Source organism: Acetobacterium malicum subsp. dehalogenans DSM 11527 (assembly GCF_000472665.1).
Classification (GTDB): domain Bacteria; phylum Bacillota; class Clostridia; order Eubacteriales; family Eubacteriaceae; genus Acetobacterium; species Acetobacterium malicum.
Genome location: NZ_KI421451.1, coordinates 52703 through 67165, shown reverse-complemented (window position 1 = coordinate 67165; position 14463 = coordinate 52703). Strand labels below are relative to the sequence as shown.

The 14463-nt window shown below is 52.5% G+C and carries 10 protein-coding genes; 2 read left to right on the top strand and 8 right to left on the bottom strand.

The window, feature by feature from the left end; translation table 11 throughout:
• Window positions 1-235: 235 nt before the first annotated feature.
• Together A3KS_RS0119275 and A3KS_RS0119270 are read right to left on the bottom strand one after the other, a co-directional pair.
• Entirely contained in the window at window positions 236-664 is a 429-nt protein-coding gene (locus tag A3KS_RS0119275) for a hypothetical protein (RefSeq protein ID WP_026396285.1), read from the bottom strand.
• A gap of 164 nt (window positions 665-828) precedes the next feature.
• Window positions 829-1155, bottom strand: a complete 327-nt coding sequence (locus A3KS_RS0119270) for a DUF4007 family protein (RefSeq protein ID WP_169727726.1) — start codon at window positions 1153-1155, stop codon at window positions 829-831.
• A 173-nt stretch (window positions 1156-1328) separates the two neighbouring features.
• On the opposite strand from A3KS_RS0119270, the gene A3KS_RS23690 reads away from it, so the two are divergent.
• On the top strand, window positions 1329-1484 hold the full coding sequence (locus tag A3KS_RS23690) for a hypothetical protein (protein ID WP_156913393.1): 156 nt from the start codon (window positions 1329-1331) through the stop codon (window positions 1482-1484).
• Window positions 1485-1652: 168 nt separating this feature from the next.
• On the opposite strand, the gene A3KS_RS0119260 is transcribed toward A3KS_RS23690, so the two are convergent.
• The 5 genes from A3KS_RS0119260 to A3KS_RS22995 form a co-directional block, all read right to left on the bottom strand.
• The gene (locus A3KS_RS0119260; protein ID WP_026396283.1) at window positions 1653-2687 is read right to left on the bottom strand and encodes an Rpn family recombination-promoting nuclease/putative transposase; all 1035 of its coding nucleotides are present in this window, start codon (window positions 2685-2687) and stop codon (window positions 1653-1655) included.
• A gap of 119 nt (window positions 2688-2806) precedes the next feature.
• Complete coding sequence (gene radC / locus A3KS_RS0119255; protein ID WP_026396282.1) at window positions 2807-3484, bottom strand: RadC family protein; 678 nt, start codon at window positions 3482-3484, stop codon at window positions 2807-2809.
• Window positions 3485-3702: 218 nt separating this feature from the next.
• On the bottom strand, window positions 3703-3894 hold the full coding sequence (locus A3KS_RS23385) for a phage holin family protein (RefSeq protein WP_278247330.1): 192 nt from the start codon (window positions 3892-3894) through the stop codon (window positions 3703-3705).
• Window positions 3884-4507, bottom strand: coding sequence for a hypothetical protein (locus tag A3KS_RS0119250; protein WP_026396281.1), 624 nt, complete (start codon window positions 4505-4507; stop codon window positions 3884-3886). The genes A3KS_RS23385 and A3KS_RS0119250 overlap by 11 nt, the downstream gene beginning before the upstream one ends.
• A 178-nt stretch (window positions 4508-4685) precedes the next feature.
• Window positions 4686-6383 carry a PocR ligand-binding domain-containing protein gene (locus tag A3KS_RS22995; protein ID WP_051356013.1) on the bottom strand — a complete coding sequence of 566 codons (1698 nt, stop codon included), beginning with the start codon at window positions 6381-6383 and terminating at the stop codon, window positions 4686-4688.
• A gap of 259 nt (window positions 6384-6642) precedes the next feature.
• Between A3KS_RS22995 and A3KS_RS22990 the strand changes: the two genes are divergently transcribed.
• The gene (locus A3KS_RS22990; protein ID WP_051356012.1) at window positions 6643-8790 is read left to right on the top strand and encodes a lectin like domain-containing protein; all 2148 of its coding nucleotides are present in this window, start codon (window positions 6643-6645) and stop codon (window positions 8788-8790) included.
• Between the two features lie 272 nt (window positions 8791-9062).
• On the opposite strand, the gene A3KS_RS22985 is transcribed toward A3KS_RS22990, so the two are convergent.
• A complete protein-coding gene (locus A3KS_RS22985; protein WP_169727725.1) occupies window positions 9063-14237 on the bottom strand; it encodes a leucine-rich repeat protein in 5175 nt (1724 codons plus the stop codon).
• Between the last annotated feature and the right edge of the window lie 226 nt (window positions 14238-14463).

Here is a 14463-nt window from a genome sequence, read left to right as displayed (position 1 = left end):
TGTACACAAACCAATGGGCCACTTCCCAAAATTTGCGAACATCCGGTATCTTAGTCACTCTGTCAAAACAGGCGCATCTTAACTCAGTATCATTCACGTTCATCATTTATTTAATTTCTGGTGATCGTTGCTGGTGGTTTCGCCTTACGGCCAAACCTTCCTCCCTTTTCTTAATCATCGCCAGCCGCTCTTCTCCAGCTGCCGTTTTTAAAAGCAAGCCGGTCCATTGCCTGGCTCAGCCAATCGGATAGACATCCGGATGGCCATCATGATGGCATTTCGCTTCGACACAGGTTTCGCCACAGACCGGAAAATAATCAAGGATCCGTTTGCCGCATTTGTTGCACTTCAAGATTTGCAGCCGCGGCAGAATCCCGGCATAGTCCGGTGAATCCGCGGGGATATGACGACACTCGCCGCCTTTAATTTCAATCAGCATCCGTTTCCCGGCCAGCTTGCACTTAAAAGCAATCACGATCCAGGATTCCCAGTGACTGATCTTGTAGAGCTTGCCAAAACAACGGTGGCGGGCTTTGGGCGATTTTACGGCCCCATATTTGCAGCCCTGATAATGGGGACAAACCACCGTTGCATAACCTGGTTGAGCACCCCCCTGCGCCGCGACTGATTTGACCGTTTGACGCTTCTTGTTGTTACTTTCCATAAGCATTTCCTCCTTGTTGCGCCGATGGTTGTTTGTGACATGACCGATTTGACTGCTGACCATCGGTTAGTGGGCCATCGTTGACTTTTCCCCTCCCTTCGTTTAAAAACCTTCAACACCCAATGCATTGATTACAATTAGTATAACAAATATGTCCATCGTTTTCATCTACTTTCAAGGATACAATTTTGCTGTAACAACGACCTGATCCCGAGGGGCAAGGTTATGATCTTGATGACATCCAGCCCAGCCGTACGCACAACTTTGATATGTCCCAATTTTTCTAATTGATACAAATGTCCAGTTAGTTCGATAATATCTAAATTAAAAACCTTTCCCACATTGCGTGGTTTTCTAAGTAAGTCATTAATGTTTATTCGGGTATTGCCTTTTGTCTGATCTAAAATCACTACTAATACAATTAGCGAATTGAGCATATTTTTTTGTGGTTCGGTTTTACGATAAATTCGTTCTTTTTCTAATTTTTTCAAAACTTTATGAACACCCCCCTTTTTTAGTATCAAAAACGATCCCTTCATTTTCTTTTTTTCAAAACCTTGTCATCTGCTAAAAAAGCCGGTGTGAGCAACTACATCAGAGCAGAAAATCCCGCTATCTTTTATTATAAACGGTTTATCCTGTCTGGCAAGATGTGGCAACTTGTGTGTCAGAATTAAACGTGCTTTTATCAAATGGCCGCCATTTTATTTTGGGGTCTGTTGCCCGGTCATTGAGCTGTCATTATGGTGGCCAGCTTGCCAGAGTGATGATTTTTGCGGTGGTGGTCTGGTCGAAAATGCAACAGCTCCGTCATTTTTAGGTTTTTTTAAATAAAAAAATCCAGCCCGTCCATCGCAAGGGTTGAACCGGCTGGAAATGTTTCTATCGCATAATGTAATCATTATTATACATTTTTTCTTCCTTCAACAGTATTGAATCGATCCATTACACGCTTTTCACTTCATAAACCAAATATATCCGGTGTAAATCAGAGTCCCAGAAACTTTTTGACATCTTCGATACTTTTGAAGTTGTCGATTTCTTCGTTCAACGTTTCTAAAGTGATTAAATCCAGTTGGACAAGCTTTTCTCGATATTCTGCTGGCAGAATTCCCAGTTTTTTAGACAAAGCTTTAATTGCCATTTTTGAATAAGCCCGTGCTTCACCCTTTTCAATGCCTTTTTCAATGCCTTTTTCAATGCCTTTTTCAAATCCTTCTTCTCTTAAAACTTCAGCTAATGTCATAGTCACTTCACTTCCTTTCTTGTAGGTTACTTCTAATTGCTTAATAACAGTATTCAGTTGATCCTTTGAAAGCGGGGGTCCTGATGACAGGATATAGCGCATGCAGGTTTCAAAATACTGCAGTCCTGTTTCTTTTTCCTCTAACTCATCCAGAGCTCTGGCGGCCTTAAAAATGGTTTCAAGAAATTCCTGACTGTTTTTATTAAAAATGTCTCTGAAAATGGATAATGCAATCGTCAGTTCTGCATTTCCTTTGATATCTTCATCTGAAAACTGCGATAAATCATAGATCAGATAGCGATAATCCGGCGTCAACTGTTTAACTTCTTCCGGCAAGGTCTCAAAATCCATAATCAGATCACTGAGCATCGAACCGATTTTCCATTTCGTTTTCCCATGATAGATCACCAGCGGGATGATCACCGGGATATGGGTGTCATTCTCGCGGTTGACTTTCTGGTTCCAGATCCGAACCATATACGTCAGTAGCTGCAGCGCAACCATTCTATCCGGATAACTCTTGTGTTCAAAGAGAAAATAAAGATACCCGTCTCTCTGATTGATTTTTGTCCTGAACAACATGTCTGAGAATACCGCGCTGAGTTCTTCATCGACGTGACTGCCGTTCTGAATTTCCAGATCATTCAGATCAACTAATTTCAAAATCGGTTCTGGCAGGTAGTTCTCGATGAAATCTCTGGCCACTCCCGGATTAGAGAATGTTTCCTTAAAAAACTTGTCATGGGGATTCTGTATTTTTGACTCGCTATCTTTCATTCGTTCACCTTCTTAGTCATTATTATAAGTGATTTCCCTTTAAAATGCTATTATAATTGATAACTCAAAATCCTATTTCCAGCTCTAGCTGACATTTCAATTTGGCGTCAGCCCCTTATTCACAACATCCGGTTCTCGGCAAAACTATAATACCCGTCCCCGGCCACAATAATATGATCGACGACGGTGATGGCGATGGCTTCGGTGGCGGCTTTGATTTTCTTCGTCACCGCCACATCCGCCGATGAGGGCTGCCGACTGCCACCGGGGTGGTTGTGGGCCAGGATGATGCTGGCGGCCTGGTGGCGCAGGGCCGTTTCAACGATCAGCCGGGGGTAGACCGGGGCTTCGTTGATGGTGCCTTCGTGGAGCAGGGTGGCCTGGTTGACCTGGTTCTGACTGTCCAGGCAGATCACATAAAAGGCCTCGTTGAGGCGGCCGGTAAACAGCGCCATGGTGTATGCGCCGGCGGCGGTGGTGCTGTTCAGGACTGCCTTTTGCTTAAACTTGCCCTGCTGATAACGGCGCGCCAGGGCGGGTATCAGTGACAACAGCACCGCGGTGTTTTCGGTGACCCCGGCGGTGTCGCAGAGGTCTTTGGGGTCGGCATCAAAGACTCCCGACAGCGACCCGTAATGGCCGATCAGGGTGTGGGCCAGCTCGTTGGTATCCTTCATCGGCAGGCAATAAAAAAGCAACAGTTCCAGAATCTGGTGATCCTCAAAACTGTCGATGCCCTCATTGATAACCCGCTTTTTAACCCGTTGGCGATGGCCTTTGTGGGGATTTTTATCCATGGTCCTGCCCCCTTTCCCGGCGCTGATCGTCAGGGTGGCCGAAAAGACTGCCCCAATCGACACCAGCAATTGCCGATTTTAACTGATTATTTAATTATACGCCATCCCGAACATTATTCAAACCATAACAGGTGTAAATTATCGCCTTTTTATGCTTTTTCACAAAACCTTGACAAATGTAAAAAATCCAGTTCGACCATCACATCTGATGGTCGAAATCAAGTGATTGCCCACGATTGATCGATCCTGCCACCCAACCGCCAGACTAACCGACAGAACCTGTTTAGCCGCCGCGGGATTGGCACCCCGCGGGCGGCGAGGTTTTCCAGAATACTCAGGCCTTCGTTGGCCAGGTAGAAACAGATCATCGCCGAGCGCAGTGAAGCCCCGCTGATCCCGCTAGACCGCAACAAATTCCGAGCCTACGACCAGGCCCTGGGGCAGATTGAGGTAGACCACCGCATAGGAACCGTCGGGGTTGAACCAGCCCAGCCCAGTGACCTGTTTAGGATCGCCGGTTTCGGGTTTGCTCAGGCTGATTTCGATGCCGTCGCTGCCCATCACATCCTGGACCTCATAAAAGGGCATACCGACGGCCATCCGATAGGCCTGTTTATCGGTGACCGGCACGGGATTGAGGGCCGCCAGTTCCGGGGCTTTAGCCGTCGGGATCAACCGTTTGGCAAAGACCTTGTCATCCTCGCCGTACTTAATCAGCACCCCATAACCGCTGACCGGATCGCGGTAGGCGACCCGACCGTCAGCCTGGACTTCCCCGGGTACCGCCAGCATTGTTTCTAGCTGCGCCCGGGGTTGATCCAGGGTAACCGACTGATAGAATTTAAGGGCTTCCTGAGCGGCTGCCGCAATAGCCGGATTAAGGGTGGTGGTGACGGTTTTATCGGGTTGCTTGTCGGCTGTACTATTTTCAGTGGCCGCGGCGGAGCAGCCGGTGAGCAACAGCATCCCCCCCACCAGCAGGACAGCGCCCAGACGAACCGTTCTGATCTTCTCATTTTTCATCTCGATTTTCCCTCTTTCATCAGGATTAATAATCAAAATAGCATATTATTTAATTTATACCCTTTTTCCTGATCGACTACCACCGCTTAGCCGACAAAATAAAGATGCCCATGGGGGCGGGCACCGCGTTTGCCGGCACTGGATTATCTTTTTTGACAGAGCACGGCCGGGTTAGTGATTAACCCGGCTTTTCCCCCGCCACCAGACCTACAAACAGCGCCACCAGCTCCGGATCAAACTGGCTGCCGGCGTTTTTTTGCAGTTCGGCCCGGGCCTCGGCCGGGGTCAGGGTCGGCTTGTAGCTGCGTTTATTGATCATTGCATCGTAGGCATCGGCGATGGCGCAGATCCGGGACGGCAGCGGGATTTCCCGGCCTTTGAGACCTTTGGGGTAGCCGCTGCCATCCCAGCGTTCATGGTGAGCCAGGACATAATCGGCAATCTCCATCATATCGTGATTGGTGCTGAGAATCCGATAGCCGATTTCAGCATGGCCATTCATCGCCAGCGCTTCCCCGGGGGTAAAGAGACCGGACTTATTGAGGATGGTATCGCCGATGGCAATTTTGCCAATGTCGTGGAGTAAGCCGAAGGCTTTCAGTTCCCTGATCTGATCGTCCTCCAGCCCCAGGGCCAGCCCCATCTTTTGACAGAAAGCGGCAACCTCACGGGAATGAGCTTCTTCACGGTCACTTTTTTTATTGAGAACAGCGATGATATTATCAATAACCCGGCCCTTTAAGCTGGGGCCTTCATAAAGTTTATCATGGTACATCGCATCTTCGGCCTGACGAAAGACCGCAGCGATATCCTCGGCAGCGCTGGTTTTGGTTTCGGCGCCGAAGGACACCGAGATTTCCAGGCCCTCGATCCGCTCATTGGCGAGCTCTTTCTTAATCCGCTGGATCAGCCGGGCCGCTTCCGTGGCGTCGGTTTGGGGCAACAGCATGACAAACTCATCGCCCCCCATCCGGGCGATAATGTCATCGGCCCGGCAACCCCGGATCAGGGCGGCGGCAGTCTTTTGCAACAGCTGGTCGCCGCTGGCATGGCCAAAGGAATCGTTGACCAGTTTGAGGCCGTTGACATCCCCCATCACAATCGTCAGCGGCCAGTTTCTTTCAGTATCCAGACGGGCCAGTTCTTCTTCATAAAAGCGGCGGTTATACAGACCGGTCAGGTGATCATGAAAACTCAGATATTGAATGGCTTCCTGTTCCTGATAAAGCTGGGCTTCCATAGTCTGGTGGCGGGTCAGAATCTGGGCAAAGCGAAGGTTGCCAAAACTCAGGGCCGAAATCATCGCCCCCAGCTTGCTATAAAAGGCCATCACCAGCGCCACCGTCTGATGGTCATAGCGGGGCACCCGCTCCAGGGCGGCCATGTATTCCTGCTCATCAAAACCATAACGGCGGGCCTGCTGGCGGAAGTAATCGCGATCCAGGATTTCATCCGTATAGCTGAACTGGCCGAAATAGATATTGCCAAGGTGCTGACCGGATATCACAATCGGGGTGGCGATATCCCACAGGCCGTTTTTGCAGCGGTAGGATAAAAAGGTCCCCGGCGTGGTGGCCTGAGCCAGCACGGTGTCGCTCTCAATGCAGTTTTGCCGGGTGAGTGGATGGCAACGATGAAAGTTTGTGCAGATATCCTGCCAGCCGACCTGCACCAGCACCTGGCCGTAGCAATCGACAATGGCCCCCAGCAATCCGGTTAGCTGCCAAAAACTGTCCAGTAGCGACTGCACCGCCGGTGCATCGATAATGTCGGCCAGTTCGACTTTCCTGTCCTCATGGCCGGCGACACTATGGTCCGCCGCTAATGGGCTATCGGGCTGGCGTCGGGCTGATTGTTTGTCGGGTTGATCACGCATCGAATTCACTTCCTTTTTTATCGCGGTTGATCGGGTTGGTTAATTAGTTATTTGCCAGATACGTACCCATCTGGCGCCACTTCAATCAGTCCCCTTCTGGCAATTACCGCGAAAAACAATAAATATTAAAATTTTTGAATAACGGCCCCAATAATTGGTATATCTGTGGTATAAAGACATTTATTTTGATGATCCTGTAAGCGTTCCCAACCAGGCCCAGTTCGTTCACACGTTACCGTGTAAAGAAAGGATGTTAGCCATGAAACGGCGAGTAAAACACACATTAACCCTGATCCTGATCGGTCTGGTCGCATTGATGGTCATTCCCCCCGGCGTCTGGGCGAATGATACCAGCCTCCCCTTAACGGCACCGGTCAATCCGGCTTTTCTGGAGTACCAATCGGCGCTGGAAGCCGGTAATATTACCACCGCCACCGCCACGGGCCATGGCCTCGGCCATATCCCCGAGCCGCTGGCCCCGATCGTAACGACGGTCACTGCCGACATCGATACAGCCAGCTTTCCGGCCAGTTATGATCTGCGCAACACGGGCCGACTGACCGCGATCCGCGACCAGGGCGAATTAGGAAACTGCTGGGCCTTTGCCAGCCTCGGTTCACTGGAGTCCTACCTCAAACCGACAGCGGCGGCCGATCTGTCAGAAAATAATCTGCGCTGGAATAACGGCTTTGATTATGGTCTTGATCAGGGCGGCAACGCCACCATGGCCATTGCCTACCTGGCCCGCTGGAGCGGCCCCGTCAGTGAGAGCAGCGATCCCTATGGCTCATCACAAAAAACCGGACTGGCCCCAACGTATCATGTTCAGCAGGTGGAATACCTGCCCGAATCCGCCGATGCCATCAAAGCCGCACTGATGGATACCGGAGCCGTGTACACCTCCATCTATGCCGGCGCCTTTGACTCGGCCAGTTACTATAATCAGAACACCTCGGCGCTGTACTACACCGGCTACGCCACCATCGATCACGATGTGGTGATTGTCGGCTGGGATGACAATTACGACCGCAACAACTTTGCGATGACCGCGCCGGGCAACGGTGCCTGGATTGTCCGCAACAGCTGGGGGACCGATTGGGGCGAAGCCGGTTATTTCTACCTGTCCTATTATGACAGCTATGCCGGCGTCAATCCGACCGCCTTCAACAACGCCGAAGCGACCAGCAACTACAGTCGCAGTTATCAGTATGATCCCCTCGGTAAAACCTCAGCCCGGGGCTATGACACCGGGGACCGCACATCCTGGGGCGCCAATATCTTTACCGCCGCCGCCAGTGAAAACCTGACCGCCATTTCGACCTATGCGCTGAGCCCCAATACCACCGCCGAAATCCGGATCTATACCGATGTTTCTCCAGGCGCACCGACTAGTGGTCAACTCCGCGCCACCCAAACGGCCAGCTTTGCCAATCAGGGCTACTACACCGTCGACCTGAATACCCCGATAAACCTGACCGCTTACCAGAATTTTGCGGTGGTAATTAAATACCGCACCCCCCAAACCGATTATGCGATCCCCATGGAAGCTCCTCAGTACGGCTACAGCAGCGGTGCCAGTGCCAATTCTGGGGAAAGCTTTATCAGTGCTGACGGCAGCAGTGGCTGGTATGACACCGGCTACAACGATGATTCAAATGTCTGTATCAAAGCCTTTACCGGCGGCCAGAGCGTCGTCACCCTGACTGGCATCAATATCACCAGTCCGGCCAATAAACTGACCTATCAGATTGGCGAAGCCCTGGATCTCAGCGGCCTCGTCGTCACCGGCAGCTACAGCGATGGCAGTACCCGGACTGAAACGGTCACCACCGCCAACGTCAGCGGCTTTGACGCCACCACCGCCGGTACCCGCACCCTGACCATCAGTATCGGCGGCCAGACGACCAGTTACACGATTACCGTCCTGAGTGCCGGTGGCTCCGGCGTTGATGTCTATTACCGCACCCATATCCAGAATATCGGCTGGCAGTATGACTGCAAAAACGGTGAGGTCAGCGGCACCTCCGGCTATGGTTACCGTCTCGAAGCGATTCAGATGCAGTTGGTCCAATCCGACTATGACCTCGGGATTGCCTATCATACCCATATCCAGAATATCGGTTGGGCCCCCTGGCGTTATAACGGCGAGGTCAGCGGTACTTCCGGGATGGGTTTACGGCTTGAAGCAATCGAGATTCAGTTAGTCGGTGCCGATGCCGATCAGTTTGATGTTTACTACCGGGTCCATTGCCAGAACTTCGGCTGGATGGGCTGGGGCAAAAACGGCGAAATGGCCGGCACCTCCGGGTACGGTTACCGTCTCGAAGCGATCCAGATTGAAGTGGTGCCCAAGGGCACCTACTATAGCGTTGATGCCGATGAACCGGCTTATCTGATGGCCAATTAATGACAGCCGCACCGATCTGCTGGTGGATGTGGCGATGCTGATCTGAGGATCGGCGGACTGGTGACCAACTTACCCGTGCGCAAAAATCGGCAAGCAAAAAGCAGCGAGGCAAAAACTCGCTGCTTTTTTTTACAGATGATCAACACCTCAAACCGCCAAGTACTTAGTGCGGTTGCCTAATTTGTACACCCCACTGATCCGAAACTTATCCGCCGCTCGGGTAAAGACCTGGCAATACGATTTTCTGGTGGTATTGAACTTTGAGTCCCTCGCTATGGCTTACTCCAGGTTCCGGCGCTGGTATCGTAAACAAACCTCCCGCCAACCTTGTTGTTGTCCGTTGGGTCCTCATAGAAAGCCTTGAAGGTGGCACCGTAGGCGCCCATGGTCACATCGTTAGGGATCACGACATTGTCAGGCAGGGTAATGTCGACAATCTCATTCTGGCCCACTCCTGTTCGCTGAAACACTCCGTTTCCCAGAGTCAGATGTGCCTCACCGCTCCCCGCAATGACCACTTTGGTTAATTGATTGCCGACAAAAGCCTGTAGATCAATGGTTGTCACGCTATCGGGAATGGTTATTTCTGTCAGCTTGTTGCCGCTAAAAGCCGCCAATCCGATCGATTCCAAAACCGGCGAAAGGGTCACACTATTTAGTTGACAACTTTCAAAAGCCGAACCGCCAATCGTTTTAACGGTTACCGGCAAGCTCAGATTTCCGAGGTTATTAGAGAAAAAAGCGCCGTCGCCAATCGCCACCAGCTGACTATCAGCCGCAAAGGTCAATCCGGTTAATTTTTTACTGGTAAAACTTTTTTTATAAAGGGTGGTGACCGCGGTACCACTTATTCGGGCCGGAATGGTCACGGCCACACCGCTACCGTTATACGCATTGATTGTCTGAGTGCTGGTATTAAAGGACATGCCGTTTTCGACCACCTGCCCATAAGTCCATACCACTAGCGGGTATACAACATTGAAGTAGCAATGGTAATTACCCGCCCCATTTGTATTGTAAGCGGTGATAAATGAAGTGCCCGATTGACCCATTGCGGCGGCGTCAGCAAAGGTTACCCCCGCACCAATCGTAATATCGATTAACGGACAATTCTCAAAAGCCTGGCTGGGAATACTGGTTATTGCTGCCGGCAGATTCACCATACTCAGTTTCGAACAACCCGCAAACGCTTGTTCACCAAGCGTGGTCACCGTTGCCGGGATCGTCACCGATGTGACGCGGGTATTGCCGCTAAAGGCGTTGGCACCAATTTCCGTAACCGGGATACTATTGATGGTCGCTGGGATTACGACATTGGTCTCGCTGCCGTTATATTTTGTAATCGTCACCGCCGTTGCCGTCGCAGTTGTCTCAAAAACCGGCTTGACCGTCACGGTACAAGTATCCTGAACACCAACAGCGGTCTGCGCCATAATGATCGCCGTTCCTGGCGCCACCCCGGTGACTTTGCCATTTTCATCAACCGTCGCAACGCCCGGTGTATCACTTGACCAGCTGACCGCCTTATCCGGGGCCTCCGCTGGTAAAACGGTCGCCATCAGGTTCAGATTACCCCCGACCGTCAGATCGGCCGTTTCTTTGTCCAGTGTGACCGCCGTAACCGTTAAGCTGACGGTGGTGCTGTTGACCCCGCTGGTCAGGCCCGTTGCCTGCAGCGTCAGGGTTCCCGGGGCGGCGGTATTGGCAAGTAGGAATGAGTAATTGTTCATACTCGAGGTTGGTGAACCTAATGCCAGCCCGGTGGTGCCGGCGTTAAAATCGAAACTGCTGACGCCGGTTTTAAAGGTATCCCCTTCCAGTATCATGCTGACAAAGTTTCCATCCGCGCTCCCGGCTACCGCTTTAAAGCTGTTAATTTTCAACCGCCCCTGAACCGTCACCGTCGTGGTGGCTTTTTTCGAACCATCAGCCATCGAGCTGGCGGTGATTACCGCCGTCCCGGCATAAGCGGCCGTCACCGTGCCGCTTTGATCTACCGTGGCCACGGTCGGGTTACTGGATGCCCAGGTAATCCCCGGATTGGTGGCATTGGCCGGGGCCACGGTGGCACTCAGGGTTGCCGTGGCCCCGTAAACCAGATTAAGCGTTGCCGGATCCAGACTGACCCCGGTCACGGCAATACTAAAGTCCGTAAACTGCTCATCAGACGGCAGTGACTGCCCATAAGCGTCCCGGGCTTTGACAACAAAATAGTAGCTTTTGCTGCTGTCTAAGCCGGTGATGACCGTCGTGGTCACACCGCTGGCCACCGATGCGGTGGCGGTGCCATAGGTCCCCGTGGCTTCTCTGACAAAAACATCATAAGCGTCGGCACCAGCTACGGTGCTCCAGTTAACCGTCACGGATGGGGTGCCGGAATTCGCAATTTGCAAGGCAGTCTGCGTCGGGGTGGCCAAAATAAGTGACTTATTGGCATACCCGTCCCAGGCAACGGCAGTGTACCCGTCATAATTACCATAATACCGGATCGTCGGGGTCGGGGCCATGGTCGGCAGCGCCCCGGGCCCCAGTGTCGTCGGCGCCGGGCCCCGGAAGGTATAGCAGCGGCTGGCCGGTTTGCTACCCTCATCATAACCAAAGGCAGTGGCAGCGATGGTCGTCACCTGAGCGGGAATCTCAACCGCTGTCAGCTTCTGGCAGTTGTAAAAGGCGCTGTTACCAATGGACGATAGCGCTGCCGGTCCGGTAAAGGTCACGGTGGTCAGATTCAGGCAACCATAAAAAGCATGGCCCCCGAGACTGGTCACCGTCGCCGGAATGGTCATTGTTGATATTTCGGAACATCCTGAAAAGGCTGCATCACCGATGCTTTGGACACTATCCGGGATGTTAATGTTACTCAATGACCGGCATCCGAAAAAAGTCCAATCCTCAATGGCCAGCAGATTACCATTAATTGTGACCGTATCGAGGGCTCTACAATTTGAAAATGCCATAACCCCCAGGCTGGTGACCTTGGCAGGGATGGTCATCTCGCCCAGCGCATCGCACTCAAAGAAGGCGCTGGCGCCAATGCTTGTCAGCGCTGCGGGGGCGGCAAAGGTCACGGTAGCCAATTTCTCGCACCCACTAAAGGCTGACGGTCCGATGGTTGTCACCTGATTGGGAATGGTGATGCTTTTTAACAATTCACAGCCCGTAAAAGCGGCTTCGTCGATGGTTTTCAGGCTGGCCGGAGCGGTAAAGGTGACGGCGGTTAAACTGGTACAGCCATCAAAAGCCCGCTTGCCGATGGCCGTCACCGTCGCCGGCAGGGTGATCTCCGTAATGGTCTGCTGACCACTAAAAGTATTTTCACCAATCCCGGTGACCACGCTGTTATTGATCGTCGCCGGAACCGCTAATATCCCGCCGGGGCCGGAATAGGCGGTGATGACCCCCAGCTCAGTTATTTTGAAGCGATGGGTCGGTAAAAATTCGGCCGTCACCACCGCCGACCCGGCGTCATTGCTGGCGGTTGCTCCGGCCACCGCAAAGAAATTGCGCGGGATATCCATTTCCGTATAAGGCGCTTTGATGGTCAGGGTAATGGTCGCCAGATAGGTGCTGGTGCCATCAAACTTTTCGCCGTCCGCCAGCGTTTTGTAACCGCTGCCGTCATTTTTCTGCCAGCTGACCGTGCCGCTGAATTGGCTGGTCGTCGTGATGGCCGTCACCGGTGTCGCCCCGGCAAAGGGTACGGTGACGCCGGCAATGGCCGGTTGCAGGTCTTTAACGGTGACTGTACAGGTGGCGCTTTTATGGCCGTCCTGACTGGTCACGGTGATGGTCGCCTGGCCCTCGCTGACCGCGGTGACCGTGCCGCTGGAATCGACCGTGGCGATAGCGTCATTGCTGGATGACCAGCTCACGGTTTTATTGGTGGCCGCTGCTGGTGCGACCGTCGCCGTCAGGCTTTCGGTGGCATTGAGCGACAATGTTGCGGTGGTTTTGTTCAGACTCACCCCGATCACTACAACCGGCCCCGGTGGGGTATAGCCCCCACCACTGCCGCCGCCGCTATCCGGTGTCGGGAACACCGGCGGAATCACTACCCCGGCTGCCACTGTATACGTGCCGGGTTTCTTGTCAAAGACAACGCCATCTGCTTTAACCGCGGCTTTCGCCACGGTGCCCTGGCCTTTGACTGCGGCTTTGCCATCCAGCACCAGATCACTGATCGTGGTTCCAGCTGCGACCGTTACCGTACTGCCGCCAGCCCCGACGCCCACCGTCATCGTCCCGATGGTGGTGGTATTGCCCTGCGTGGTGACCCTCATATTCGGGGCATTAACGGTAACACTCTCAAAGGTGCCTTCAAGGATAATCGCCTCCCCACTGGCATCTTCAGCGACCACCACCTCCAGGCCATCGACGCCAGTGGCGACAATCCGGACTGCGCCGCTGGCGGTTTTTTCCATGATAATGCGGCGGTATTGGCCGCCGTTAATCTTAATGCTGTGTACCCCGCCGCCGCGGACCAGGGTATCACCTTCTACCGTCACGTTGTTCAGCGTCACGGTTCCGCTACCAACTGCTTCACTGATCGTCAGACTGCCCGCGATCACCAGATTCTGGAGAATCACGCCATCGGCGGCGACCATCACATCGCCGACAATGGTTTCACTGCCTTGTTTGGGGCCGTAAGTACCAACCTGGTCATAAACCACTGGCTCAACCGGCACATTTTTTTTCTCCAGCTTATCATAAGCCACCTGAATAGCCGCCACGGCCGCATCAACCTCAGTCTGGGAATTTTTCACCGTGACCGGGTGAGCGGTTATGGCACTCTGTAAAGCGGCCCAGGACGGGGCCGTGTAGTCTGCTTCACTCAACTGATCAAGCTGCGCCAGCAGTGCTGTATAATCAGACAAATCGGCATCTTTCTGGCCCGTCTTAACCACCTGCACCAGCAGCGCTTCCAGCCGCAACGAACTGCCGACAGTGCCCAGCTGTTCGCCATCGGTCAGCCACTGGCTGTCATCCGCTGGCAGATCCCCGACATTCTGGACATGGCCGCGGTACTGAACCGCGTAACCACCCACCGGCTTCCCCTCGCTATCAGTCAAAACGATTTTGACCGCTTCAATCCGCAGACTGTTGCCCCGGGTGCCGGCGTAGGCACCATCTTTGGGCCAGTCGGCCGAATCGTTCTCGTCATAAAGCCAGCCCTTGTTCTGGACATGGACGTTATAACGTAGCTCCATCCCCTCGGGAACAGTTCCGGTCAGCTTGATTTCAAAGCCCTCAATCCGCTTACTCTGGCCGACAGTACCGATAATCGCGGGGCTGTCGACCCAGCTGCCATCCGTCGGGTAATCGCCAAAATCCTGGATATGACCGCGATAGGCTACCCCCGGCGGATTGTCCGCCGCCAAAGCCGTTGCCGGGAAACCCAGAAAAACCAGTGTCATTAAAGCCCACCAGTAAAATCGTTTATGTTGCATCATTTCTTCTCCCATTACGTTGAGTTTTATCTTGCTATTTAAGTTTAAATTCAGACAAATATATCATAGCACTTTAACTTTACCGTAACTACTGGAAAAAGGCGTATTTTGTCATCCAAAAAGGCGTATCTTTATTGAGTAATTAGATGCATTCAAAAAGTCATCCCGATCAAGCATTTCGATCGGGATGACTTTTTATATCAATAATTATTATCTATTGTTCCCG

What these genes read in the sequence shown, in the direction of transcription:
- A3KS_RS0119275 (WP_026396285.1), bottom strand. Translation starts at nt 664, where the DNA reads ATGGAAAGTAACAACAAGAAGCGTCAAACGGTCAAATCAGTCGCGGCG.
- A3KS_RS0119260 (WP_026396283.1), bottom strand. Translation starts at nt 2,687, where the DNA reads ATGAAAGATAGCGAGTCAAAAATACAGAATCCCCATGACAAGTTTTTT.
- radC (WP_026396282.1), bottom strand. Translation starts at nt 3,484, where the DNA reads ATGGATAAAAATCCCCACAAAGGCCATCGCCAACGGGTTAAAAAGCGG.
- A3KS_RS0119250 (WP_026396281.1), bottom strand. Translation starts at nt 4,507, where the DNA reads ATGAAAAATGAGAAGATCAGAACGGTTCGTCTGGGCGCTGTCCTGCTG.
- A3KS_RS22995 (WP_051356013.1), bottom strand. Translation starts at nt 6,383, where the DNA reads ATGCGTGATCAACCCGACAAACAATCAGCCCGACGCCAGCCCGATAGC.
- A3KS_RS22990 (WP_051356012.1), top strand. Translation starts at nt 6,643, where the DNA reads ATGAAACGGCGAGTAAAACACACATTAACCCTGATCCTGATCGGTCTG.
- A3KS_RS22985 (WP_169727725.1), bottom strand. Translation starts at nt 14,237, where the DNA reads ATGCAACATAAACGATTTTACTGGTGGGCTTTAATGACACTGGTTTTT.